Here is a 25,696-nt window from a genome sequence, read left to right as displayed (position 1 = left end):
TCGCCTAGTCTGTGCCCGTGCTCACGAAGGAACGACACGTCATGGACATCCGAAACGCATTCGCCGAACTTCAAACCTGTCTAGGCCAACGGGTTACGCGGTCCAAGTCCGATCTTGACCTGCACGCGCGCAGCGAATCGTATTTTGCCGACGCGTCCCCCGATGCCGTGGCCTATCCCGAGGATACCGCCGAGGTGGCCGAGATCGTGCGGATCTGCGCGCGCCACCGCGTGCCGGTGATCGGCTGGGGCACCGGCACCTCGCTGGAAGGGCAGGCGCAGGCGTTCTCGGGCGGCGTGGCGGTGGATTTCAGCCACATGGACCGCATCCTCGACATCGCGCCAGAGGACATGCTGGTCCGGGTGCAGCCCGGCGTCACGCGACAGGCGCTCAACGAGGCGCTGCGCGCCACGGGGTTGTTCTTTCCGGTCGATCCCGGCGCCAACGCCTCGCTTGGCGGGATGGCCGCGACGCGCGCCAGCGGCACCACAGCGGTGCGCTACGGCACGATGCGCCACAACGTGCTGGCGCTCGAGGTGGTCACGGCGACGGGCGAGGTGATCCGCACCGGCAGCGGCGCGCGCAAGTCGTCCTCGGGCTACGACCTGACCGGGCTCTTTGTCGGCGCCGAGGGCACGCTGGGACTGATGACCGAACTCACTCTGCGGCTTTACGGCCAGCCAGAGGCGATTTCGTCGGCCGTCTGCGCGTTCGAGACCGTGGACGCCGCCGTCGAGACGGTGATCGAGACCATCCAGTGCGGCCTGCCCATGGCCCGGATCGAACTGATGGATACCGAAAGCGTGCGCGCGGTGAACGCCTATTCGAAGATGGACCTGCCGGAAAAACCGCACCTTCTTCTGGAATTCCACGGCAGCGACAGTGGCGTGGCCGAGCAGGCGGAAGCCTTCGGCAGCATTGCCGCCGACCACGGCGGGTCGGCCTTCGACTGGGCCACCAGGACAGAGGCGCGCACGGCCCTCTGGACGATGCGCCACAATGCCTATTACGCGCTGCTGGCGCTGCGGCCCGGCGCGCGCGCCATCGTCACCGATATCTGCGTGCCGATCTCGAAACTCGCCGAGGCGATCGAGGACACCCGCGCCGATCTCGCCGAGGCGGGTGTGACGGGCCCGATCGTCGGCCATGTGGGCGACGGCAATTTCCACGCGACCCTGCTGGTCGACATGGATAACGCCGATGAGGTCGCCCGCGCCAAGGCCGCTGCCGCGCGCATGGTCGAGCGCAGCCTCCGCCTGGGCGGCACCTCGACCGGCGAACACGGCATCGGCGTGGGCAAGCGCGACTACATGCAATCCGAACATGGGGGTAGCTGGGCGATGATGGGGGCGATCAAGACGGCGCTTGATCCGGACAACATCATGAATCCCGGCAAGCTGGTCCCGCCGCGCAACTGAGGAGCGGGCCATGCCGTGTTGCGCCATGGGCACGGCCCCTCTATATCGCGGGGCATGTTGGACAAAGCCCATAACCGCCCCGATCTGCCCGCCGAGATCGCCCGCCGGCGCACCTTCGCGATCATCTCGCATCCCGATGCCGGCAAGACGACGCTGACCGAGAAATTCCTGCTTTACGGCGGGGCGATCCAGATGGCCGGACAGGTCCGCGCCAAGGGCGAGGCGCGGCGCACGCGATCCGATTACATGCAGATGGAAAAGGATCGCGGCATTTCCGTGTCGGCCTCGGCGATGTCGTTCGATTTCAAGGAGTTCCGCTTCAACCTCGTGGACACGCCGGGGCACTCGGACTTCTCCGAGGATACCTACCGCACGCTGACGGCGGTCGACGCCGCGGTGATGGTGATCGACGGCGCCAAGGGGGTGGAGAGCCAGACCCGCAAGCTCTTCGAGGTGTGCCGCCTGCGCGACCTGCCGATCCTGACCTTCTGCAACAAGATGGACCGCGAAAGCCGCGACACCTTCGACATCATCGACGAGATCCAGGAAAACCTCGCCATCGACGTGACCCCGGCCTCGTGGCCGATCGGCATGGGGCGCGATTTCGTGGGCTGCTACGACATGCTCCACAACCGGCTGGAACTGATGGACCGCGCCGACCGCAACAAGGTCGCCGAATCGATCCGCATCGACGGGCTGGACGACCCCAAGCTCGACGAACACGTGCCTGCCGATCTCGTCGCCAAGCTGCGCGAAGAGGTTGAGATGGCGCGCGAATTGCTGCCGGTGCTCGACCCGCAGGCGGTGCTCGAAGGGCACATGTCGCCGATCTGGTTCGGCTCGGCGATCAACTCCTTCGGGGTGCGCGAACTGATGGACGGGCTGGGAAGCTTCGGCCCCGTGCCGCAGGTGCAAAAGGCCACCCCGCGCGAGATCGCCCCCGAGGAGGACACCGTCGCCGGTTTCGTGTTCAAGGTGCAAGCCAACATGGACCCCAAGCACCGCGACCGCGTGGCCTTCGTGCGCCTCGCCTCGGGGCATTTCAAGCGTGGCATGAAGCTGACGCATGTGCGCTCGAAAAAGCAGATGACGGTCTCGGCGCCGGTGCTGTTCCTCGCCTCCGACCGGGAACTGGCCGAAGAAGCCTGGGCGGGCGACATCATCGGCATCCCCAACCACGGGCAGCTGCGCATCGGCGACACCCTGACCGAGGGCGAGTCGATCCGCGTCGCCGGCATCCCGTCCTTCGCACCCGAACTGCTGCAACAGGCCCGCGCGGGCGATCCGATGAAGGCCAAGCATCTTGAAAAGGCGCTGATGCAATTCGCCGAGGAAGGCGCTGCCAAGGTGTTCAAGCCCGCCTTCGGGTCGGGCTATATCGTCGGCGTCGTGGGTGCGCTGCAATTCGAGGTGCTGGCCAGCCGGATCGAACAGGAATACGGGCTGCCCGTGAGGTTCGAGGCGTCGCAATTCACCTCGGCGCGCTGGATCGCTGGCGACAAGCAGGCGATGGAGGCCTTCACCAACGCCAACAAGCAGCACATCGCCTACGATCACGACGGCGACGCGGTCTACCTGACGCGGATGCAGTGGGACATCGACCGCGTGGCCCGCGACCACCCCGACATCACCCTGACGGCGGTCAAGGAAATGATGGTGTAAGCGGCACCGTTGGAAAACCGCTCTGGCAGAATCGTATGGGTTCATGCTAAGTATTGCGGCATGAACACGCCGACACCCAATATAAGCGCCGCACAGCCGCTCATCCGCCAGCTTGACGAGGCGGCGGTCAACCGTATCGCCGCCGGCGAGGTGGTCGAGCGCCCGGCCTCGGCGGTCAAGGAATTGATGGAGAACGCGCTTGACGCCGACGCGCGCCGGGTCGAGGTGGCCTATGCGGATGGCGGCAAGACCCTGATCCGCGTGACCGACGATGGCTGCGGCATGGCGCCCGATCAATTGCCGCTGGCGCTCGCGCGGCACGCCACCTCGAAGATCGACGGCAGCGATTTGCTCAACATCCATTCCTTCGGCTTCCGCGGCGAGGCGCTACCATCTTTGGGGGCCGTGGGGCGGCTGCGCATCATCTCGCGTGCCGACGGCCATGACGCGGCCGAGATCGCCGTCACGGGCGGACAGATCGGCGCGGTGAAGCCCGCCGCGCTCAATGCCGGCACGGTGGTGGAACTGCGTGACCTCTTCCACGCCACGCCCGCGCGGCTGAAATTCATGCGCACCGACCGGGTCGAGACCCAGGCGATCGCCGACACCGTGAAACGCCTCGCCATGGCAGAACCCCGTGTCGGGTTCACCCTGCGCGACGTCTCGGATGGCGGCGAGGGCCGCGTGGCGTTCCGCGCAGAGGCCGAGACCGGCGATCTCTTCGACGCGCTGCACGGGCGGCTGCGGCGCATCCTCGGCGCGGACTTCGCCGATAACGCGCTGCGCATCGACGCCACCCGCGACGGGCTGCGGATGACCGGCTTTGCAGCGCTGCCGACCTATTCGCGCGGCTCGGCGGTGGCGCAATACCTTTTCGTGAAGGGCCGCCCGGTACGCGACCGGATGCTCTACGGCGCGCTGCGCGCCGCCTATCAGGACGTGCTGGCCCGCGACCGCCACCCGGCCGCGGCGCTTTTCGTCGACTGTGACCCCGTGCTGGTGGACGTCAACGTGCACCCCGCCAAGGCAGAGGTGCGGTTTCGCGATCCGGGCATCGCGCGCGGCCTCATCGTGTCGGGCCTGCGCCACGCATTGGCCGAGGCCGGGCACCGCGCCTCCTCGACCGTGGCCACGGCCGCCCTCGGCGCGTTCCGGACGGAACCCTCGGGCGGGCGCGTCTACCAGATGGACCGCCCCTCGGCGCAGGCCCGCAGCGCCGCCTACCAGGCGCAGGCGCCGGGGTTTTCGGACATGCCCCAGGCATGGAGCGCGCGGGTCGAGGACACCGCGCCAACGCCCGAGGATGCCGACGCCGCCGCCCTGCCGCTCGGCGCCGCGCGCGCGCAGATCCACGAGAACTACATCGTTGCCCAGACGGAAACCGGCCTGGTGATCGTCGATCAGCACGCCGCCCATGAACGGCTGGTCTACGAACGCCTGAAACGCCAGATGGCCGAGACCGGGATCGCCGCGCAGGCGCTGCTGATCCCCGAGATCGTCGAACTGTCCGAGACCGACTGCGCCCTGCTGCACGCCCACGCCGCCGACCTCGCCACGCTTGGGCTGAGCATCGAGCCCTTTGGCCCCGCCACCATCGCCGTGCGCGAGACCCCCGCGATCCTCGGCACGGTCAACGCCGCCGCCCTGCTGTGCGACATCCTCGACGAATTGCACGACGCGGGCGACAGCTTCACGGTCGAGGCCCGGATCGACGCGATCCTCAGCCGCGTGGCCTGTCATGGCTCGGTCCGCTCGGGCCGCCGGATGTCCGCCGACGAGATGAACGCCCTTCTGCGCGAGATGGAGCGCACGCCGCAATCGGGCCAGTGCAATCACGGCCGGCCGACCTATGTGGAACTGCCGCTTGCCGACATAGACCGCCTGTTCGGCCGCACATGATCCGGATCGGCGATCAGACTTATGCGCTCGACGAGCCCGCCACGCTGGCTGCCCTGATCGGCGGCGGCGTGCTGCTGCTGATTCTCGTGCTTCTGGTGGTCGCGGTGCGCGCCGCCACGCGGTCCGCTCGGATGACCGAGCCGCTGACCCGGCAGGTCGGCCAGCTTGGCCAGCGGGTGCAGGGTCTTTCGGACGGGCAGCAGCAGCTCGCCGGCGGGCTGACCCATGTCTCCGAGGCGCAATCGGCAGCGCAATCGCACATGCTGCAACTTATGGAAAAGCGCCTCAGCCAGGTGACCGAGCGGATGAACGAGAACCTGCAAGGTTCCGCGCGGCGTACAGCCCAAAGCCTTGGCGATCTGCAACAGCGGCTGCAGGCGATCGACAAGGCGCAGGACAACATCACCAAGCTGTCGGGCGATGTGCTGTCGCTGCAGGATATCCTCAGCAACAAGCAGACGCGTGGCGCGTTCGGCGAAATCCAGCTGCACGACATCGTGACCAAGGCGCTGCCCTCGGACAGCTATGCGCTGCAGGCAACGTTATCCAATGGCAAGCGTGCCGATTGCCTGATCCACCTGCCCAACCCGCCGGGCCCGATCTGCGTCGACAGCAAGTTCCCGCTGGAAGCCTACGAGGCGCTGCGCCGCGCCACCACCGACGCGGAACTGACCGAGGCCGCGCGGTTCCTGCGGACCTCTGTGCGCAAGCATATCAAGGATATCTCCGAGAAATACATCCTCGACGGCGAGACCGCCGATGGCGCGCTGATGTTTCTTCCGTCCGAGGCGGTCTATGCCGAATTGCACGCCAACTTCCCCGAGGTGGTGCGCGACGGGTTCGCGGCAAAGGTCTGGATCGTGTCGCCGACCACCTGCATGGCCACGCTCAACACCATGCGCGCGATCCTGAAGGATGCCCGCATGCGCGAACAGGCCGGCGCGATCCGCCGCGAACTGGGGCTGCTGTTTTCGGATGTGGACCGGCTGGGCACCCGCGTGGAAAATCTCGACCGGCATTTCAACCAGGCGTCCAAGGACATCTCCGACATCAAGATTTCCGCCGACAAGGCCGGACGCCGCGCCCGTCGTCTCGACAATTTCGATTTCGAGGAGCTGGCGCCGGAAACCGAACCTGCCCTCGCCTTGCAGGACGGCACTCACGGCACGGACTGATCGCCGATCTCTTGCCCCGCCCACACGCCGCGCCGGATCAGATCACGCCCTCGTCAGGCGCCTCCGCGGGCGCGGGGCCCCGCGCATTGCGCCGCACGGGTTGCACCGCGCCGCGCGCGCTCTCGTGCAGGCGCTCTGACGGATCCCGCCCCACGACACGGCGGCGGCGACGCAGCAACAGCTTGCCCCACCCCGCCCATGTGCCGATCGACGGCGCAGTGACGTCCTGCACGAACCCTGCGCGCCAGCCCTCGGGCAGCGGCAGCGCACAGGATTCGGCGCGCTCCAGCATCCAGACCAACGAGATGTTCGCCAGGGGCCGCGCCGCGTGCCGCCCGCAAAGCTGCCCCCCGACATCCGAATGACAGCCGCGGAACCAGACCTGTTCGACATGCCGGTCGAACTCCGGCGGGGATTCCCAAAGGATCGGGGTGTAGACGGTGCGCGTCTCGTCGAGGGCGAGCGCGTGAAAGCCGTGCCGCGTGGTGCGCCCCAGGTGAGGGTTGTGGAACGCGTGCGGATCGTGCCGGAACCGCCACAGCAGCGGGATGCGCAGCCCGAGCGCCTTGACCGTGTCCCAGATCCCGACCATTTCCACGTGGCACACGGCGTGGCAGTGCGCGCGCGAAAACGCCGCCGCGGCCCGGCTTTGCGGGTCCCCGCGGTAGTGGCGGAACGCCTGGCGGACGTTCCGCTCGGTCGCCATGTCGGCGCGCAACAGGCCGATCCGGTCGATCACCCCGGCAAGCGAGCGCACCGCGTAGGCCCCGCGCGAATAACCCATCAGGAAGATCCGGTCGCCGGGGCGGTAGCGGCTGGCAAGATAGCCATAGGCGCGCCGGATCTGCCGGTTGATCCCGCGCCCCGTGACGATGTCACCGGTGGCGCGCCAGTCCCGCCACTGGATCCCGGCCTCGTAATACAGCGACAGGTCCGGTCCGGCCCGCCTGCGCAAAAGCTTGTAGGTCAGCCCGGCATTGGTCTCGAACCCGTCGGCAAGGCTCGACATCGTGCCGTCGAGGATGAGCACATGCGCGACCGCCCCACGCCTGTGGGCAAAGACCGTTTGTGCCGCCCGCGATCCTGGAAAGATCCGGCCATGGACGGTCTTGATCCAGTCACGCCATGCCATGATTCACCGCCGCCTCCTGCAACTCTGTCCACGCTGTCAACGTAGGCAGAGTGTGCAGGCAAAGCATTGACGCCAGATAAAACTTCGCGTGATTTCGCGGTCAAAGCCGGGCGACCGTCACCACGTCGCGCAGGCCGTAGCCGTTGAACGCGGTGCTGACGCTGCGCGTATAGGCCCCCATGCCCGCGATCAGGATGTGATCGCCATCGGCCAGGTCGCCGGGCAGCGGCAGCGGGTCGGGCAGCCGGTCGATGCTGTCGCAGGTCGGCCCGTAGACGATGCGCGCGCGCGGCGCCCCGCTACGCTGCGTGCCGTCGGGGGCGATCACCGCGATCCGGTCGGGCGCGCCGATGTCGCGGATCTCGGTCAGGCCGCCATAGACCCCGTCATTGAGGAAGATCGCCCCGGTATCGCGCACCGCCTTGACGCGCAGCCCCAGGGTGAACGCCTCGGCGACCATCGCGCGCCCCGGCTCGCAGACAAGCTGCGGCGCGGCGGGCCCGAACTGCGTGGCCACCTCCGCGCGGATGCGCTCGAAGATCGCCGGCAGATCCGGCGCGGCCCCGGTGCGATGCGCGGCAAAGCCACCGCCGACGTTCAGCCGGTTCAGGCGCACGCCCGCCGCGCGTGCGATCTCGGCGGCGGCGGCGATGTAGCTTGCCCAGGCCTGCGGGTCGGCGCATTGCGTGCCGGGATGGAAGGCGATCGACGGGGTGAACCCGCAGGCCGCCACCGCGCGCAGCAGCTTCGCCGCGCTTCCGGGATCGGTGCCGAACTTGTCGCCGAAGTGATAGGCGGCCCCCGGAACCGGCAGCGCGAGGCGCACGCTGACCTCCGACGTTTGTGAAACTTTGCCGCTCAATTTGTACAACTCGGACAGGCAATCGACCGAGAAGGACCGCACGTCGAGGGCCGCCGCCGTCGCCACCTCGGCGGGCGACCGCACCGGGTTGTTGTAATGCAGCACCGCCTTCGGCGCCACGGCGCGCACCGCGCGCATTTCCTCGGGGCTGGCCACGTCGAACGCGCCGATCCCGGCCCGGACGAGGTTCGCAAGCACTTCCTCGCCCGGGTTGGCCTTGACCGCATAGGTCACAAGCCCCGGAAATCCTTCGATGAATTCACGCGCGGTCGCCTGCAGCCGCGCCGGGCTGAAATACAGAACCGGCGCGTCCGGGGCGTGACGCAGAAGATGGGCGCGGGGATCGGTCATCTCCGGGCGGTTGCGCATGTCTGATGGATCCTTCGCTCTGGAACGGCTTTCTTTTGTCCATTGATACATCAGAATTGCATCGATTCATCGCGTCATTCTGTCTATATTGGCAGTTGAACCGTGCCAAATGACGGGGTGGTCATGCAGATCGACGAAACGGATCGCGAACTGATCGCGCTTTTGCAGGACAACGCTCGGCTGCCGGTGGCCACCCTCGCGCGGCGTCTCGGGCTGGCGCGGACGACCGTGCAGGCGCGGCTCGACCGGCTGGAAAGCTCGGGCGTGATCCTCGGCTACGCCCCGAAACTGGGCCAGGTCGCCCGCCCCGCCCTGCGCGCCACCGCCCTTCTCAGCATCGAGCCGCGCGCCGGCCCCGCCGTGCTGGCCCGGCTGAAATCGCTGCCCGCGGTGCAGCGTGTGCACACCACGTCGGGACGGTTCGACCTGATCGTCACGATTGAGGCCGACACCACCGAGGCGCTGGACGAAACCCTCGACCGGATCGGCGAGGCGCGGGGCGTGAAGGGCTCGGAAAGCCTTATCCACCTGGCCACGAAGCTCGACCGTGGGGCGTGATCCAGTCCGTTGATTCCGAGAGGTTTTACCAAGAGGAAAAAGCCGCGCGATCCGGCATCCGGCTTTTTCGCGGGGCTTCGGCTTTTCCTTCGGGTGTACATTCGTTAAAGCAGCCCCAAATTCCCGTGATCTTGCAGGACCGTGACGCCATGACGATGGACAAGACATTCAACGCCGCCGAGGCCGAAGAGCGGCTCTACCGCGCCTGGGAAGAGGCCGGCGCGTTCGAGGCCGGGGCCAATGCAAGGGATGGCGCCGAAAGCTTCAGCATCATGATCCCGCCGCCCAACGTGACGGGATCGCTGCATATGGGGCATGCCTTCAACAACACGCTGCAGGATATCCTCGTCCGCTGGCACCGGATGCGCGGGCATGACACGCTCTGGCAGCCCGGGCAGGACCATGCGGGCATCGCCACGCAGATGGTCGTGGAACGCCAGCTCGCCGAAAAGGGCAAGCGCCGCACGGATTTCTCGCGCGAGGAGTTCCTGAAGAAAGTCTGGGCGTGGAAGACCCAGTCCGGCGGCACCATCATCAACCAGCTCAAGCGGTTGGGTGCCTCGTGTGACTGGTCGCGCAACGCCTTCACCATGTCCGGCGCGCCCGGCGCCCCCGCGGGCGAGGACGGCAATTTCCACGATGCGGTGATCAAGGTCTTCGTCGAGATGTACCACAAGGGACAGATCTATCGCGGCAAGCGGCTGGTGAACTGGGACCCGCATTTCGAGACCGCGATCTCTGATCTCGAGGTCGAGAATGTCGAGGTGCCGGGCCACATGTGGCACTTCAAGTATCCGTTGGCGGGCGGCGAGACCTACACTTACGTCGAGCGCGACGAGGACGGCGCCGTCGTGCTGGAGGAAGAGCGCGACTATATCTCGATCGCCACCACCCGCCCCGAGACCATGCTCGGCGATGGTGCTGTCGCCGTCTCGCACGAGGACGCGCGCTACGCGCCGCTTGTCGGCAAGCTGTGCGAGATCCCGGTGGGCCCCAAGGCGCATCGCCGCCTGATCCCGATCATAACCGACGACTACCCCGATCCCGATTTCGGCTCGGGCGCGGTGAAGATCACCGGCGCGCATGATTTCAACGACTACGAAGTCGCCAAGCGCGGCAACATCCCCATGTACCGGCTGATGGACACGCGCGCGCAGATGCGCTCCGACGGGGCGCCCTATGCCGAGGCCGCAGCCCGCGCGCAAGAGATCGCCGAAGGCGCGGACTTCACCATCGAGGAGGTCGACAGCCTCAACCTTATCCCCGATCACCTGCGCGGTCTGGACCGGTTCGCGGCGCGCGAGCAGGTCGTCGCCGAGATCACGGCGGAAGGGCTGGCAATGATGACGCGCCCCGACGATCCGCGCCTCGGCAGCGCCGCGCAGAAGTCAGCCGCGCCCGAAGAGGGCGGCGAGGTCATTGTCGAGGATCTCGTGCCGCTGATCGAGGCGAAACCCCTGATGCAGCCCTTCGGCGACCGTTCGAAGGTGGTAATCGAGCCGATGCTGACCGACCAGTGGTTCGTCGACACGTCGCAGATCGTCCAGCCCGCGCTGGACGCCGTGCGCACGGGCGAGGTGACGATTCTGCCCGAGGCCGACCGCAAGGTCTATTTCCATTGGCTGGAGAATATCGAGCCGTGGTGCATCTCGCGGCAGCTTTGGTGGGGGCATCAGATCCCGGTTTGGTACGACGAGGACGGCACACAGTATTGCGCGACTTCGGAAGCCGAGGCACGGGCGCTGGCCGGTGACAAGACACTCACCCGCGACCCGGACGTGCTCGACACCTGGTTCTCGTCCGGCCTGTGGCCCATCGGCACGCTCGGCTGGCCCGAGGACACCGAGGACCTGCGGCGCTATTTCCCGACATCGGTCCTGATCACCGGCTTCGACATCATCTTCTTCTGGGTTGCCCGGATGATGATGATGCAATACGCCATCGTAGGGCAAAAGCCGTTCAGCCATGTCTATGTCCATGCCCTCGTCCGCGACGAGAAGGGCAAGAAGATGTCGAAATCCTTGGGCAACGTGCTCGATCCTCTGGACCTGATCGACGAGTATGGCGCGGACGCGGTGCGCTTCACGCTGACGGCGATGGCCGCCATGGGGCGTGACCTGAAGCTGTCGAAGGACCGCATCGCGGGCTATCGCAATTTTACCACGAAACTGTGGAACGCCGCGCGCTTTGCCGAAATGAACGAGGCCGTGGGCAGCACCCGGGCGATCCCTACGCCCGACGCCACGGTCAACAAGTGGATCATCGGCGAAACCGCCAAGACACGGGTGGACGTCGACGCCGCACTCGAGAACTTCCGCTTCAACGATGCGGCGAACACGCTTTACAGTTTCGTGTGGGGCACGGTATGCGACTGGTATGTCGAGTTTTCCAAGCCGCTGCTGATGGATGGCGACGATGCCACCAAGGCCGAGACGCAGGCCACGATGGCCTGGGTCATCGACCAGTGCCTGATCCTGCTGCACCCGATCATGCCGTTCGTCACCGAGGAGTTGTGGGGCACCTTGGCAGACCGGCAAAAGATGATCGTGCACGCCGACTGGCCCGACTACGGCACGCAGATGATCGACGCGGACGCCGACCGCGAGATGAACTGGGTGATCGCGCTGATCGACCAGATCCGGTCGGCGCGCGCGCAGATGCATGTCCCCGCGGGCCTTCACGTGCCGCTTCTGGTGACCGATCTCGGCCCGGCGGGCCGCACCACGTTTGCGAACAACGAGGCGATGATCAGGCGGCTCGCGCGGATCGAGGGATTGACGCAGGTCGACGGCTTTCCCAAGGGCTGCGTGACGGTCACCGTAGAGGGCGGCAGCTTCGGCCTTCCGCTGGCGGGCATCATCGACGTGGACGAGGAAAAGGCGCGGCTGGAAAAGACGCTTGGCAAGCTGGAAAAGGAGCTTGGCGGCCTGCGCGGGCGGCTCAACAACCCGAAATTCGTGGAAAGCGCGCCAGAGGATGTCGTGGAAGATACCCGCGAGAACCTCGCGTTGCGCGAAGAGGAAGAAAAAAAGCTGCGCGCGGCGCTTCAGCGGCTGGCCGAGCTCGGCTGACAGGACACCTCCGGCGGGAGTATTTGGAGAAAGATGAATTCCTGACGCAGTTTCATCTTTCCAAAAATACTCAAATCCCGCCAGGCTGTCGGCATCAGAACGGCACATCCTCGGCGCCCGTTATGAACCGAGCGACCACCTTCTTGACGCCGGCCTTGTCGAACTCGACTTCGAGCTTGTCGCCCTCGATCCCGAGGATGGCGCCATAGCCGAACTTCTGGTGAAACACGCGCTCGCCCACAGTATGGGCGCTGACGGCCTGCGCGTCGATGACCGGTGATTTTGACTCGCGCGGCTGGCTGAGCGGGCGTTCGCCGCTGCGCGATTGCAACCGCCGCCAGCCCGGGGAATTGTAGACATTGGCCTCGGCCGCGCGCGTCTCGATCCCCGAGGCCGTCGCGCCGAAACCGCCGCCGTAAAGCCCGGGCGGCGTGAGCACCTCGACATGTGCCTCGGGCAATTCGTCGATGAAGCGCGACGGCATTTGTGATTGCCATTGGCCATAGACGCGACGATTGCCGGCAAACGAGATCGTGCAGACCTCTTCGGCGCGGGTTATGCCGACATAGGCGAGCCGCCGCTCTTCCTCCAATCCCCTTGTGCCGCTTTCGTCCATCGAGCGTTGCGAGGGGAACAGCCCGTCCTCCCAGCCCGGCAGGAAGATGGCCGGGAATTCCAGCCCCTTGGCGGCGTGCAAGGTCATCAGCGTGACCTTCTCTTCCGCCTCGTCGCTTTCGTTATCCATGATCAGGCTGACATGTTCGAGAAAGCCCTGCAGGTTCTCGAAGCCTTCCAGCGCCTTCACGAGTTCCTTGAGGTTTTCCAGACGCCCCGGCGCCTCGGGGGTCTTGTCGTTCTGCCACATCTCCGTGTAGCCGCTCTCGTCGAGGATCATCTCGGCCAGTTCGATATGGCTGACATCGTCGTCGCCGACCATGCGGCCCCAACGGGCGAGGCCGTCTAGCAGCTTCGCGAGTTCGGCCGCGCCCTTGCCGGTCAGGCCCTTCTGATCCAGCAGCATCCGCGCGCCGTCGATCAGCGATAGGCCGTTCTGGCGCGCCGTCACCTGGATCTTCTGTTGTGCCTTGTCGCCGAGGCCGCGTTTGGGGGTGTTGACGATCCGCTCGAACGCCAGATCGTCGGCGGGCGAGGTGACGAGGCGGAAATAGGCCATGGCATCGCGGATCTCGAGACGCTCGTAAAAGCGCGGACCGCCGATCACGCGGTAGGGCATGCCGATGGTTAGGAAGCGGTCCTCAAAGGCGCGCATCTGGTGAGAGGCCCGCACGAGGATCGCCATCTCGTCAAGCGACATTGCGCGCACCCCCCGGGTGCCCCGCTGCATCGACTCGATCTCCTCGCCGATCCAGCGCGCCTCTTCCTCCCCGTCCCAGTGACCGATGAGGCGCACCTTCTCGCCGATCTCGGCTTGGGTCCACAATTCCTTGCCCAAACGGCTGCTATTGGCGGAGATCACGCCCCCCGCGGCGGCGAGGATATGCGGGGTGGAACGATAGTTTTGTTCCAGCCGGATGACGGCGGCGCCGGGAAAGTCGCTCTCGAAGCGCAGGATGTTGCCCACCTCGGCCCCCCGCCAGCCGTAGATCGACTGGTCGTCGTCGCCCACGCAACAGATGTTGCGGTGCCCGCCCGCCAAGAGCCGCAGCCAGAGATATTGCGCGACATTGGTATCCTGATACTCATCGACGAGAATATATTTGAACCAGCGTTGATATTGCGCCAGCACATCCGGCTGGTTCTGAAAGATCGTGACGACATGCAGCAGCAGATCGCCGAAATCGACCGCGTTCAGCTCGCGCAGCCGGCTCTGGTACTGGCGGTAGAGCGCCGGGCCCTTGCCGTCATACATGCTTGCCTCGGACGCCGGCAGGTTTTCCGGCGTCAGCGCGCGGTTCTTCCAGCCGTCGATGATGCCCGCCAGCATCCGCGCCGGCCAGCGTTTGTCGTCGATATTCTCGGCCTGCACGAGTTGCTTGAGCAGGCGTAGCTGATCGTCCTTGTCGAGGATCGTGAAATTCGACGTGAGACCCGCCAGTTCCGCATGCCTGCGTAGCAGCTTGACGCAGATCGCGTGGAAGGTACCCAGCCAGGGCATGCCCTCGACCGTCTGACCCATAAGTTGCGAGACGCGGGTCTTCATCTCGCGCGCGGCCTTGTTGGTGAAGGTCACCGCGAGGATCTCGTTCGGTCGGCCGCGCCCGGTATTGAGCAGGTGCACGATCCGCGTGGTCAGCGCCTTGGTCTTGCCGGTGCCCGCCCCCGCCAGCATCAGCACCGGCCCGTCGAGCGTTTCGGCGGCGCGGCGCTGTTCGGGGTTGAGATCGTCGAGATAGGGCGCCTGTCGCGCGGCCATGGCGCGGGCGGCGAGGCCCGGCCCCTCGAAGGCGTCGGTTTCGTCGAATATGCTCATGATTGGGATAATAGCGCGGCGGGTCTCGGAAATAAAGCCGTGTTCAGGGATTGTTCCTCGTGTTTCTTGCCGCTTCCCTCGCGTGCTGCGGTTCATGACAGGGTGCGCAGATGGTCCAGCAACGCGCTGCCCGTCAGGCCGAATTGCGCCTCTGCCGCCGCGACCGCCGCCCGGGTGCGCGGACCGTCCAGACCGTCGATCGGCCCCGGATCGAAACCGGCGCGCAAAAGCAGCGATTGCCATTCGGCCACCGAGGCCTCGCCGGTCAGGGCCTGCCATGCCAGCCCGGTCATGAACTCGCGATCCTGCAACCCGTGCGTGCCGCCGTTGATCCCCTTGGTCACCATCAACGTGTCCGGCACATCCGCCCATTGCAACAGGACCCGGTTGTTGCGGCGCGTGCGTGCCATGTATTGCGCGGCGATCAGCCAGCACATCTCGGGCTCTGCCGCGCGCGTCGGATCCGAGACGAGGTCGACCCCCAGAAGATCGCCGTAGATACGGTAATTGGTCCGTCCCGTCAGCTGGATGTAGCCGCGCCCGCGAAAGCGCCAGCCGTCGCCGGAGGCGGCATTGCCATTGCCCATCCGGTCCGAGTAGACGCGGTTCGCAATGCGTTCCGGATCGCGATGAAAACCTTGCGCCTCGGCGCGGGAGGCGAAATGCCGACCACCAAAGACGCGCCACAAGGCGTCGCCGGAATAATTGAGATTCTCGAACCTGGTCTGAAACCGCATGGCTTCATGCGCGCATTGCCCGATCAGCGCCGCGCGCCGCCGGTCATTCTCGATCCCCATGGTTTCCAGCCGGGAGGCGTTCCCCTGCCAAGCCGCGATCGCGGTCCGCGCCGTGGTGGCGGAAGCAGCACAGGCCGCGATGGCATTTTCGAATGACATGTTGATCTCCGAGGATCGCTGCCGTCTAGGTTAAGGTCAAGTTACGAAGCCAGTCAAAAGAAATCCGTCGCCGCGATCCCGCAAGCCGCCCGCGCTGCCCGTCCCGGACAGACCTCACCCCGAAAGAGGACGCCGAACCGCAATGGATCTGCACGCCCGGTATCCCGCCCTCTCGGATCTGCGCGACAGTGCCCGGGCCCGCATCCCGCGGTTCGTGTGGGAATATCTCGACAGCGGCACCGGGGCCGAGGCCACCAAGGCACGCAATCGCACGATGCTGGACCGGGTGCGGCTGTCGCCGTCGATCCTGCATGGCGAGTTCACGCCGGACATCACGGCGACACTGTTCGGACAGACCCACGCCCTGCCGGTGGGGATCGCGCCGGTGGGCATGTCGGGGTTGATCTGGCCGGATGCCGAACGGCACTTGGCGCGCGCGGCCACCGCGGCGTGGATCCCTTACGCGCTGTCGACCGTGGCCAGCCGCACGCCCGAGGAGGTGGCGCCACATCTGGACGGGCAGGGCTGGTTCCAGATGTACCCCCCGCGCGATCCCGAAATTCGCACCGACATGCTCCGCCGGGCCCGCGAGGCGGGGTTCGGGGTGCTGGTGCTGACCGTCGACGTGCCGGTGGGCAGCCGCCGCGAGCGTCAGGTGCGCTCGGGGCTGACGCAACCACCGCGCCTGACCCCGCGGCTGATGGGGCAGGTGGCGCGATGCCCGGCCTGGGCCACGGGCATGGCCCGGCTTGGGATGCCGCGGATGCGGATGATCGAGGACTATACCGGCAAGACCAGTGGTCTGCCGTCGAACAAGCATGCGGGCTACCTGTTGCGCACCTCGCCGGATCGGGACTACCTGCGCTGGCTGCGCGACGCGTGGGACGGGCACCTGGTGGTCAAGGGCGTGCTGCGCGGCGACGACGCGGCTATGCTCGAGGCTGAGGGCGTCGATGCGATCTGGGTGTCGAACCATGCCGGGCGGCAGTTCGACGCGGCGCCCGCCACCATCGAGGCGCTGCCCGAGGTGCGCGACGCCACAAGCCTGCCGGTGATCATGGATGGCGGGGTCGAAGGCGGGCTCGACATCCTGCGCGCCATCGGCCTTGGTGCGGATTTCGTGATGATGGGGCGCGGCTGGCATTTCGCGCTTGGCGCGCTCGGGGCGCGGGGTCCCGCGCATCTGGCCGATATCCTCGCCGAGGATCTGCGCGCCAACATGGGGCAGCTTGGCACCCACCGGCTGACCGATGTGCGCATCCGCCTTGTGCCGGGCAGCCCGATCCCGACCGGGTAGGGCGCCCCACCCGTCATGGCAGCAAATTCCCCCGGCGGGCGAATACCGGGAATGCCGGATTGCGCAAAGGGCGTGCAAATCCTAGAAAGGAGGTTGTGCGGCAGTGCAGCAATCGCCGTCGCAGCGACCAAAACCGACCACCCGGGGGACAGGCATGGCCGAGTTCAAGAAGATCCTGATCGCCAATCGCGGCGAGATCGCCATCCGCGTGATGCGCGCCGCCAACGAGCTGGGCAAGCGCACCGTCGCCGTCTTCGCCGAAGAGGACAAGCTGAGCCTGCACCGGTTCAAGGCCGACGAGGCCTACCGCATCGGCGAGGGGATGGGGCCGGTCGCGGCCTATCTGTCGATCGACGAGATCATCCGCGTGGCCCGGGAAAGCGGCGCGGACGCGATCCATCCGGGCTACGGCCTGCTGAGCGAGAATCCCGATTTCGTCGATGCCTGCGACGCGGCGGGGATCACCTTCATCGGCCCGCGCGCCGACACGATGCGCGCGCTTGGCGACAAGGCCAGTGCGCGGCGCGTGGCGGTCGCCGCAGGGGTGCCGGTCATCCCCGCGACCGAGGTTCTGGGCGAGGACATGGACGCCATTCGCCGCGAGGCCGGCGAGATCGGTTACCCGTTGATGCTCAAGGCGTCGTGGGGCGGCGGCGGACGCGGCATGCGCCCGATCAACACCGAGGAAGAACTCGAGGAAAAGGTGCTGGAGGGTCGCCGCGAGGCCGAGAGCGCCTTCGGCAACGGCGAGGGCTATCTCGAAAAGATGATCCTGCGCGCCCGCCATGTCGAGGTTCAGATCCTCGGCGACAAGCACGGCAACATGTATCACCTCTTCGAGCGCGACTGCTCGGTGCAGCGCCGCAACCAGAAGGTCGTGGAACGCGCGCCCGCGCCGTATCTGTCGGATGCGCAGCGCGAGGATCTGTGCAACCTCGGCTATCGCATCTGCAAGCACGTGAATTACGAATGCGCCGGTACCGTCGAGTTCCTGATGGACATGGACACCGGCGATTTCTTCTTCATCGAGGTCAATCCGCGCGTGCAGGTCGAACATACCGTGACCGAAGAGGTCACCGGCATCGACATCGTGCAGGCGCAGATCAGGATCGCCGAGGGCAGCACGCTGGTCGACGCGACCGGCAAGGCGACCCAGTTCGACATCACGCTCAACGGGCATGCGCTGCAGACGCGGATCACCACCGAGGATCCTCTCAACAACTTCATCCCCGATTACGGCCGCATCACCGCCTACCGCTCGGCGACCGGCATGGGCATCCGCCTCGATGGCGGGACGGCCTATGCGGGGGGCATCATCACCCGCTACTATGACAGCCTGCTGACCAAGGTCACCGCGTGGGCCCCCACCCCAGAGGCCGCGATCGCCCGGATGGACCGGGCCCTGCGAGAGTTCCGGATCCGCGGCGTCAGCACCAACATCGCCTTCGTCGAGAACCTGCTGAAGCACCCGACATTCCTCAACAACGAATACACCACCAAGTTCATCGACACCACGCCCGAGCTTTTCAAGTTCACAAAGCGGCGCGACCGCGGCACCAAGGTGCTGACCTATCTCGCCGACATCACCGTGAACGGCCACCCCGAGACCACCGGGCGCGTCAAGCCCGCGGACCTGAAGCTGCCGCGCCCACCGGCGCTGCGGGCAGACCCGGCCCCCGGCACCAGGACCCTGCTGGACGAGAAGGGGCCCAAGGCCGTGGCCGACTGGATGCTGGCGCAGGACAAGCTGCTGCTGACCGACACCACGATGCGCGACGCGCATCAGTCGCTGCTCGCCACGCGGATGCGGTCGATCGACATGGTGCGCGCGGCGCCGGCCTATGCCGCCAACCTGCCCGATCTCTTCAGCGTGGAATGCTGGGGCGGCGCGACCTTCGACGTCGCCTACCGGTTCCTGCAGGAATGCCCGTGGCAGCGCCTGCGCGATCTGCGGTCGCGCATGCCGAACGTGCTGACGCAGATGCTGCTGCGCGCGTCGAACGGCGTGGGTTACACCAACTATCCCGACAACGTCGTGCGGGAATTCGTGCGCCAGGCCGCCGAGACCGGCGTCGACGTGTTTCGCGTCTTCGACAGCCTCAACTGGGTCGAGAACATGCGCGTCGCGATGGATGCCGTGCTCGAGACCGGCAAGGTCTGCGAGGGGTCGATCTGCTATACCGGCGATATCCTCGACCCCGACCGCGCCAAGTACGACCTGAAATACTATGTCGGCATGGCGCGCCAATTGCAGGATGCCGGCGCGCATGTGCTGGGCCTCAAGGACATGGCGGGCCTGTTGAAGCCGGCCTCGGCCAGCGTGCTGGTCAAGGCGCTCAAGGACGAGATCGACATCCCCGTGCATTTCCATACGCATGACACCTCCGGCATCGCGGGGGCGTCGATCCTTGCGGCGACCGAGGCCGGCGTCGACGCGGTGGATGCGGCGATGGACGCGTTCTCGGGCGGCACCTCGCAGCCCTGCCTCGGCTCGATCGTCACGGCGCTGCAGAACACCCCCCGCGACACCCGCCTGCCGATCGAGCGGATCCGCGAATTGTCCAACTACTGGGAACAGGTGCGCGCGCAATACGTGGCCTTCGAGGCCGGGCTGCAGACCCCGGCATCCGAGGTCTACCTGCACGAGATGCCCGGCGGCCAGTTCACCAACCTCAAGGCGCAGGCGCGCAGTCTGGGCCTCGAGGAAAAGTGGCCCGAGATCGCCCGCACCTATGCCGACGTGAACCAGATGTTCGGCGACATCGTGAAGGTCACGCCAAGCTCGAAGGTGGTGGGCGACATGGCGCTGATGATGGTCAGCCAGGGCCTGACCCGCGCCGAGGTGGAAGACCCCGAGACCGACATGTCGTTCCCCGATTCGGTGATCGACATGATGCGTGGCAATCTCGGCCAGCCGCCGGGCGGCTTTCCCGAGGGCATCGTGCGCAAGGTCCTCAAGGACGAGACCCCCAATACCGAGCGCCCGGGCAAGCATCTGGAGCCCGTCGATATCGAGGCGACCCGCAAGGCGCTCGTCGAGCAGGTCGAGGGCGCGTCGATCGACCGCGAGGATCTCAACAGCTACCTGATGTATCCCAAGGTCTTTCTCGACTACATGGGGCGCCACCGCAATTACGGCCCGGTACGCACCCTGCCGACGCGGTGTTTCTTCTACGGGATGGAGCCCGGCGAGGAGATCAGCGTCGAGATCGACCCCGGCAAGATCCTCGAGATCCGGCTGCAGGCTGTGGGCGAGACCAACGACGAGGGCGACGTCAAGGTCTTCTTCGAACTGAACGGCCAGCCGCGCGTGATCCGCGTGCCCAACCGCCTGGTGAAATCCAAGACCGCCGCGCGCCCCAAGGCCGAGTCCGGCAATCCCGACCATATCGGCGCGCCGATGCCGGGCGTGGTGGCGAGCGTCGCCGTGCAGGCCGGTCAGAAGGTCCGAAAGGACGACTTGCTGCTGACCATCGAGTCGATGAAGATGGAGACCGGGATTTACACCGAACGCGACGCGGTGGTGAAGGCCGTGCATGTCCAGCCCGGCGGCCAGATCGACGCAAAGGACCTGCTGATCGAGCTGGAATAGGCGCGACGCACCCGATCGACGCCGGAGAGTCGCTCGCGCTTCCCAAGCGTGACGAAACGCGCAATACTTCCCCACGAGCCAGCGCCGGGGGGAGGGCGTCATGCGCAAAGTCCTTGTCTTCACCGACATTCACCTCGTGCCCGAGGGCGAGACGATCATCGGCCTCGACCCGTACGCGCGATTCGCCCGGGGGCTGGCACACGCGCTTGACAGCCACCCGGATGCCGCGCGCATCGTGCTGTGCGGCGATCTCACGCATAACGCTGCGCCCGCGGAATTTGCCCGCCTTCGCCACGCACTCGACACCTGCCCCCTGCCGGTCAGCCTGATGCTGGGCAATCACGACCGGCGTGCGCCCTTCCTCGCGGCGTTCTCCGAGGCGCCGCGCATGGAGAGCGGGCATGTCCAGCACCACGCCGATATCGGCGACTACCGCCTCGTCTGCCTCGATACGCTGGACGAGGACGCGCCGGATCTTCATTCCGGGTATCTCTGCGCCGCGCGGCTCGACTGGCTGGATCGCGCGATACGCGGCGCGGGGGCGAAGCGGGTGGTGGTTTTCACCCATCACCCGCCGATCATGACGGGTTTCGGTGGGATGGACCGGATCGGCCTGCGCAATCGCGACCAGCTCGCAGCGCGGCTTGCCGCCAGCGGCAAGGTGGTGCAGATCGTCTCGGGCCATGTCCACCGGTCCATCCAGGGTGCGGCGGGCGGTATCCCCGTCAGCATCCTCAAAAGCCCCTGCCACCAGATGCCCATGGCCTTCGGCGACCAGGACCCCAGCCTTTCCATCGACGAGCCCGGGGCCTACGGGCTGCTGCTTCTGGGCGATGAGGGGGTGGTCGTGCACAGCGAGGATTTCAGCCTGCCGCCGACCCAAGCGGCGATCTACCCCGACGCCGTCACAGGCTTTCCCGGGTGAGAAATATGGGCCATACTCTAGGATCACCCAAGGCCAGCGGGGGCGACCCCGCGCCTTGGTCAAGGGAGGAACGACCATGTGCCGAATTTTCGCCGGGCAAAGCCCGGACCGCTACATGCTCGAGACGCGCCGGATGCGTCTCAACGGGCAAAGCACCAGCATCCGGCTGGAAAACGCCTTCTGGGACATTCTCGACGAGATCGCCGCGGGCGAGGGCCTGTCCATCCCCGCCTTCGTGTCGAGACTTCACGCCGAGGTGCTGGAACTGCATGGCGAGCCCAAGAACTTCACCTCGCTTCTGCGCTGCACCTGCCTTCTGCACCGCGAGACAGCCGGCGACAGCGCGCGCCGCCACATCGCGGCTGAGTGACGAAATCGCGGCGTAGTATCCCCTTACTACCCGGGTGCGGCGCGCGGCGATACCCTGACCGGACCCGTTGCAACGATCCGGAGGGGCCGATGGCCAAGGCGATACACAGCATGATCCGCGTTCTCAACGAAACGCGGTCGATCGAATTCTACAAACGCGCATTCGGGCTCGAGATCGCCGACCGGCTCGATTTCGAAAACTTCACGCTGGTTTACCTGTCGAACGACGAAAGCCCGTTCGAGGTCGAACTGACCGTGAACAAGGGCCGGACCGAGCCCTATGATCTGGGCGACGGCTACGGCCACCTCGCCGTTCTCGTCGAGGATCTGGCCAGCGAACATGCCCGGTTCACCGCCGAGGGCCTGAACCCAAGAAAGATCGTGGAATTCGCGCCAGACGGGAAGCTCGTCGGCAAGTTCTTCTTCGTGGCCGATCCCGATGGCTACGAGATCGAGGTGCTGGAGCGCGGAGGGCGCTTCAAGTGACCACATGGGCGCGGCCGGGGAGGGCCGCGCCCGTTTTCATCAGGGAGGACGGAAGATGACGACAACCAGCCAGCAAAGGGGCCTGACCCGGCGCGAGCTTCTCTCGCGTACCATGGCCGCGGGGGCCAGCTTCGTCGTGGGCAGCGGGTTCGTGGCAGCAAACGACGCGGCCTGGGCCACCGAGATGAACGCGCTCAAGCCCGACAGTTTCGCGACCCTCGTGCAGATGGCGCGCGATATCTATCCGCACGATCATGTCGCCGATGAATATTACGTGATCGCGGTCAAGGGCTATGACACGCCCGACTCGGTGGACGACACCGAGGCCGGAATCGAGATGCTGAACGCGGCGGCGCGCGGCAAGGGCTTCGCGCGGTATCTCGACGTCGGATGGGAGCGTGACCGCGTGGACATGTTGCGCGGCATCGAGGACAGCGCATTCTTTCAAAAGATCCGCGGCGGGCTGGTGACCGGCCTCTACAACCAGAAAGAGGTCTGGCCGCTCTTCGGCTACGAAGGCGAGTCGTATTCCAAGGGCGGCTACATCAACCGTGGCTTCGACGACATCACCTGGCTCTGAGCCATAGCCATCAAGGGAGGACCGACTATGGCTGCACCTTTTGAACACAGCGATGACACCGTGATCGTCGTCATCGGCACCGGCGCGGGCGGCGGCGTTCTGGCCAACGAACTGGCGCAACGCGGCGTATCCGTCGTCGCGCTCGAGGCGGGCGGGCGCTACCTGCCCGAGGATTATGTGAATGACGAGTGGGAAAGCTTCGGCCAGCTGGCCTGGCTCGACCCGCGCACCACGTCCGGCGACTGGCGCGTGTCGCGCGATTTCGCCAATCTGCCCTCGTGGATCGTCAAGGCCGTCGGCGGCACCACCACACACTGGGCGGGCGCGTCCCTGCGGTTCCAGGATCACGAATGGAAGGCCGCCACGAATTACGGCCCTGTGCAGGGGGCCAACCTTCTCGACTGGCCCATCGACGGCGCGGAGATGGCGCCGTGGTACGACAAGGCCGAGAAGAAGCTCGGCGTGACCCAGACGGGCGGCATGCCCGCCCTGCCCGGCTGCAACAATTACAAGGTGTTCGAGGCAGGTGCGAAATCGCTCGGGTACCAGCAGGTGCATACCGGGCGCATGGCGATCAACAGCGAGGAATATGACGGGCGCATGGCCTGCCAACAGACCGGCTTCTGCTTCCAGGGCTGCAAATGGGGCGCGAAATGGTCGGCGGCCTACACCGATATTCCGCGCGGCGAGGCGACCGGCAACCTCGAGGTGCGTGAGAAGGCGCATGTCGCACGGATCCTGCACGACGACGCGGGCCGGGTCACCGGTGTGGAGTATTTCGACGAGGGCGGCAACCTGCAGATGCAGGCGGCGCGGGCGGTCTGCGTTGCCGGCAACTCGATCGAATCGCCGCGGATGCTGCTCAATTCGGCCTCGTCGATGTTCCCCGACGGGCTTGCCAATTCATCCGGCCAGGTGGGGCGCAACTACATGCGGCACCTGACGGGATCGGTCTACGGCGTGTTCGACAAGCCGGTCCGCATGTGGCGCGGCACCACGATGGCCGGTATCATCCAGGACGAGGCGCGGCACGATCCGGAACGCGGCTTCGTCGGCGGTTACGAACTGGAAACCCTGTCGCTCGGGCTGCCGTTCATGGCGGCGTTCCTTGATCCCGGCAGTTGGGGGCGCGAGTTCACCACCGCGCTGGATTCCTACGAAAACATGGCGGGGATGTGGATCGTCGGCGAGGACATGCCGCAGGAAACCAATCGCATCACGCTCAACCACGCGGTCAAGGACGCGTTCGGCCTGTCGGTGGCGGATGTGCATTACACCGATCACCCCAACGATGTCGCGATGCGCGACCACGCCTATGGGCGCGGCGCGGCCATCTACGAGGCCGTGGGCGCCACGCGCACCCTGCCGACACCGCCCTACCCGTCCACGCACAATCTCGGCACCAACCGGATGTCGGAAAACCCGCGCGACGGGGTCGTGAACAGGTGGGGCCGCGCGCATGACGTGCCCAATCTCTTCGTCTCGGACGGCTCGCAATTCACTACGGGGGCGGCGGAAAACCCGACGCTGACCATCGTGGCGCTTGCCATGCGGCAGGCAGAGCATATCGCCGGAGAACTGTCGCGCGGCACCCTCTGACGGGGCAAGGCCCCGCCTGACAGGCGCTATTCGGCCTGTGTCAGGGGGGCCGGCGCGCCGCGATACCGGCGCCGGCGCGTGCAGGCCAATCGCGTGACCAGAACGTTGGTCACCGCGAAGAGCAGGCCGAACACCACCAGCGCGCCCCATGCGGCGCGCGAATCGTGCGACAGGTACACACCCGCCACGACCGGCATCGCGACCATCGGCGCAAGGCACAGCGTCGCCAGCGGATTCGACAACTTGCGCCGCGTGCCCCCCAGCAGCACGATCTCGATGCAGCGGCGGATCTTCTGGTGCAGGTGCATGCGGTCCGGCTCGAAGACGGGCGCGCGGCGCAGCACGCGGCGGGTGATCGAGTGGAACGTGTCCGCAAACGGCCAGAACAGGATCAGCAGCAGGGCGGGCACCGCGATATCCGGCACGCGCCACGCCAGCAGGATCGCGATCCAGATCAGCACGTGCCCGATCCCGTAGGATCCCGCATCGCCCATGAAGACGGTCCCGAACGGCCAGTTCAGTACCAGGAACCCCGACATCGCCGCCGCCAGCAAACCCGCGAGCAGGGCGAGATCCGTGTCGTCGGCCCTGTGCGCCAGCAGCATCAGCCCGATCGCCGCCGACAGGATCACCGTCGTCGCCAGGCCGTTCATCCCGTCCACCAGATTGGTCGAGTGACAAAAGCCGCCCGACAGCGCGACGGTCAGCAGTACCGCCGGCGGGATGATCCCCATCACCAGGTCGAGCCCCGGCAGATCGGCCCGCGCCACCCAGGCCCCGAGCATGAGCACCGCAAGCAGCGCCGACACGCCTGCCGCGGCGAGCCGGCGCAGCGGCGAGACGCAGAACCCGAGATCCTCGAACAGCCCCGCCAGCAGCGCCGGCAGGGCCGACAGCATCAAAAGCGCGGACAAGGCCGCGTCCTGCCAGATCCCGAGGGCGACCCCGATCGCGAGGCCCGCGAAGATCGCCACCCCCCAAGTCTCAGCGGATCCCCGACATGCGACGCCTGGACGGCGCTTGCATCGTCGCGGTCGCGCATCACCCGCGACAGCGGCCGGCGACCGGCGATGATCAGCAGGCCGCATATCAGCGTGACCAGCGCGGACACCGCCATCAGCGTCCAGATCTCGTCGGACGGTCCGGACAGGCGCAGTATCAGAGGAGGTTGGGCAATCATGTTGTAAGGCTCTTGGATATGATTTCCGAAAAATCGATCCCGCAGGCGCAACAGGTATCATACAACCTTTACGTGTCTCGCATCGGCCTTGTAAAACGTTTTCTTCAACAGGTGCCGACCTGCGGCGGAACTGCCACGCTTTCCCGGCCGGCCTGAACAATCCGGGGGAATCGTACAAAGGCTTGGCCTGCGCGC

At 66.4% G+C, this 25,696-nt stretch carries 19 protein-coding genes; 14 read left to right on the top strand and 5 right to left on the bottom strand.

The features are described 5' to 3' along the window. Nucleotides 1-41 precede the first annotated feature (41 nt). From V8324_RS05545 to V8324_RS05530, 4 genes are read left to right on the top strand one after another with little or no spacing between them, the layout of a single operon-like run. Nucleotides 42-1,418, top strand: a complete 1,377-nt coding sequence (locus tag V8324_RS05545) for an FAD-binding oxidoreductase (protein WP_336418931.1) — start codon at nt 42-44, stop codon at nt 1,416-1,418. A gap of 54 nt (nt 1,419-1,472) precedes the next feature. Continuing rightward, nucleotides 1,473-3,080: a peptide chain release factor 3 gene (locus V8324_RS05540; RefSeq protein ID WP_336418930.1), complete on the top strand. Its 1,608-nt coding sequence runs from the start codon at nt 1,473-1,475 to the stop codon at nt 3,078-3,080. Nucleotides 3,081-3,140: 60 nt separating this feature from the next. Beyond that, entirely contained in the window at nt 3,141-4,979 is a 1,839-nt protein-coding gene (mutL, locus tag V8324_RS05535) for a DNA mismatch repair endonuclease MutL (protein ID WP_336418929.1), read from the top strand. Further along, nucleotides 4,976-6,154, top strand: coding sequence for a DNA recombination protein RmuC (locus V8324_RS05530; RefSeq protein ID WP_336418928.1), 1,179 nt, complete (start codon nt 4,976-4,978; stop codon nt 6,152-6,154). The genes mutL and V8324_RS05530 overlap by 4 nt, the downstream gene beginning before the upstream one ends. Nucleotides 6,155-6,191: 37 nt before the next feature. On the opposite strand, the gene V8324_RS05525 is transcribed toward V8324_RS05530, so the two are convergent. Both V8324_RS05525 and V8324_RS05520 read right to left on the bottom strand, forming a co-directional pair. Further along, nucleotides 6,192-7,286 (bottom strand): DUF2235 domain-containing protein, encoded by a 1,095-nt coding sequence (locus tag V8324_RS05525; protein ID WP_336418927.1) that lies wholly within the window; start codon nt 7,284-7,286, stop codon nt 6,192-6,194. A gap of 100 nt (nt 7,287-7,386) precedes the next feature. Further along, nucleotides 7,387-8,517: a type III PLP-dependent enzyme gene (locus tag V8324_RS05520; RefSeq protein WP_336418926.1), complete on the bottom strand. Its 1,131-nt coding sequence runs from the start codon at nt 8,515-8,517 to the stop codon at nt 7,387-7,389. 123 nt (nt 8,518-8,640) lie between these two features. On the opposite strand from V8324_RS05520, the gene V8324_RS05515 reads away from it, so the two are divergent. Both V8324_RS05515 and V8324_RS05510 read left to right on the top strand, forming a co-directional pair. Next, on the top strand, nt 8,641-9,075 hold the full coding sequence (locus V8324_RS05515; RefSeq protein ID WP_336418925.1) for an Lrp/AsnC family transcriptional regulator: 435 nt from the start codon (nt 8,641-8,643) through the stop codon (nt 9,073-9,075). 149 nt (nt 9,076-9,224) lie between these two features. Further along, nucleotides 9,225-12,146, top strand: coding sequence for a valine--tRNA ligase (locus V8324_RS05510; protein ID WP_336418924.1), 2,922 nt, complete (start codon nt 9,225-9,227; stop codon nt 12,144-12,146). Between the two features lie 94 nt (nt 12,147-12,240). Here the strand turns inward: V8324_RS05510 and V8324_RS05505 are convergent, their stop codons facing one another. Both V8324_RS05505 and V8324_RS05500 read right to left on the bottom strand, forming a co-directional pair. Then, nucleotides 12,241-14,577 carry an ATP-dependent helicase gene (locus tag V8324_RS05505; RefSeq protein ID WP_336418923.1) on the bottom strand — a complete coding sequence of 779 codons (2,337 nt, stop codon included), beginning with the start codon at nt 14,575-14,577 and terminating at the stop codon, nt 12,241-12,243. A 92-nt stretch (nt 14,578-14,669) separates the two neighbouring features. After that, complete coding sequence (locus V8324_RS05500) at nt 14,670-15,473, bottom strand: peptidoglycan-binding protein (RefSeq protein ID WP_336418922.1); 804 nt, start codon at nt 15,471-15,473, stop codon at nt 14,670-14,672. A 142-nt stretch (nt 15,474-15,615) separates the two neighbouring features. On the opposite strand from V8324_RS05500, the gene V8324_RS05495 reads away from it, so the two are divergent. The 7 genes from V8324_RS05495 to V8324_RS05465 all read left to right on the top strand — a co-directional run bounded on the left by V8324_RS05495 (nt 15,616) and on the right by V8324_RS05465 (nt 24,321). Beyond that, nucleotides 15,616-16,770, top strand: a complete 1,155-nt coding sequence (locus tag V8324_RS05495) for an alpha-hydroxy acid oxidase (protein ID WP_336418921.1) — start codon at nt 15,616-15,618, stop codon at nt 16,768-16,770. 154 nt (nt 16,771-16,924) lie between these two features. After that, nucleotides 16,925-20,362 carry a pyruvate carboxylase gene (locus tag V8324_RS05490; RefSeq protein ID WP_336418920.1) on the top strand — a complete coding sequence of 1,146 codons (3,438 nt, stop codon included), beginning with the start codon at nt 16,925-16,927 and terminating at the stop codon, nt 20,360-20,362. A gap of 100 nt (nt 20,363-20,462) precedes the next feature. Continuing rightward, nucleotides 20,463-21,287: a phosphodiesterase gene (locus V8324_RS05485; protein WP_336418919.1), complete on the top strand. Its 825-nt coding sequence runs from the start codon at nt 20,463-20,465 to the stop codon at nt 21,285-21,287. 76 nt (nt 21,288-21,363) lie between these two features. After that, nucleotides 21,364-21,657 (top strand): ribbon-helix-helix domain-containing protein, encoded by a 294-nt coding sequence (locus V8324_RS05480; RefSeq protein ID WP_336418918.1) that lies wholly within the window; start codon nt 21,364-21,366, stop codon nt 21,655-21,657. Between the two features lie 89 nt (nt 21,658-21,746). Then, entirely contained in the window at nt 21,747-22,142 is a 396-nt protein-coding gene (locus tag V8324_RS05475) for a VOC family protein (RefSeq protein ID WP_336418917.1), read from the top strand. Between the two features lie 55 nt (nt 22,143-22,197). Beyond that, nucleotides 22,198-22,722: a Twin-arginine translocation pathway signal gene (locus V8324_RS05470; RefSeq protein ID WP_336418916.1), complete on the top strand. Its 525-nt coding sequence runs from the start codon at nt 22,198-22,200 to the stop codon at nt 22,720-22,722. 27 nt (nt 22,723-22,749) lie between these two features. Then, on the top strand, nt 22,750-24,321 hold the full coding sequence (locus V8324_RS05465) for a GMC family oxidoreductase (protein ID WP_336418915.1): 1,572 nt from the start codon (nt 22,750-22,752) through the stop codon (nt 24,319-24,321). Between the two features lie 26 nt (nt 24,322-24,347). Here V8324_RS05465 and V8324_RS05460 read toward each other — a convergent pair whose 3' ends face one another. Beyond that, complete coding sequence (locus V8324_RS05460; RefSeq protein WP_336418914.1) at nt 24,348-25,295, bottom strand: UDP-phosphate N-acetylglucosaminyl 1-phosphate transferase; 948 nt, start codon at nt 25,293-25,295, stop codon at nt 24,348-24,350. A gap of 26 nt (nt 25,296-25,321) precedes the next feature. Between V8324_RS05460 and V8324_RS05455 the strand changes: the two genes are divergently transcribed. Continuing rightward, nucleotides 25,322-25,657: a hypothetical protein gene (locus V8324_RS05455; RefSeq protein ID WP_336418913.1), complete on the top strand. Its 336-nt coding sequence runs from the start codon at nt 25,322-25,324 to the stop codon at nt 25,655-25,657. Nucleotides 25,658-25,696: the final 39 nt, after the last annotated feature.

The sequence above is a fragment of the Roseovarius sp. D22-M7 genome, from assembly GCF_037083785.1.
Lineage (GTDB): Bacteria > Pseudomonadota > Alphaproteobacteria > Rhodobacterales > Rhodobacteraceae > Roseovarius.
Note: the sequence above shows the minus strand (reverse complement) of the source record. Positions and strands in the feature narration are given on the sequence as shown.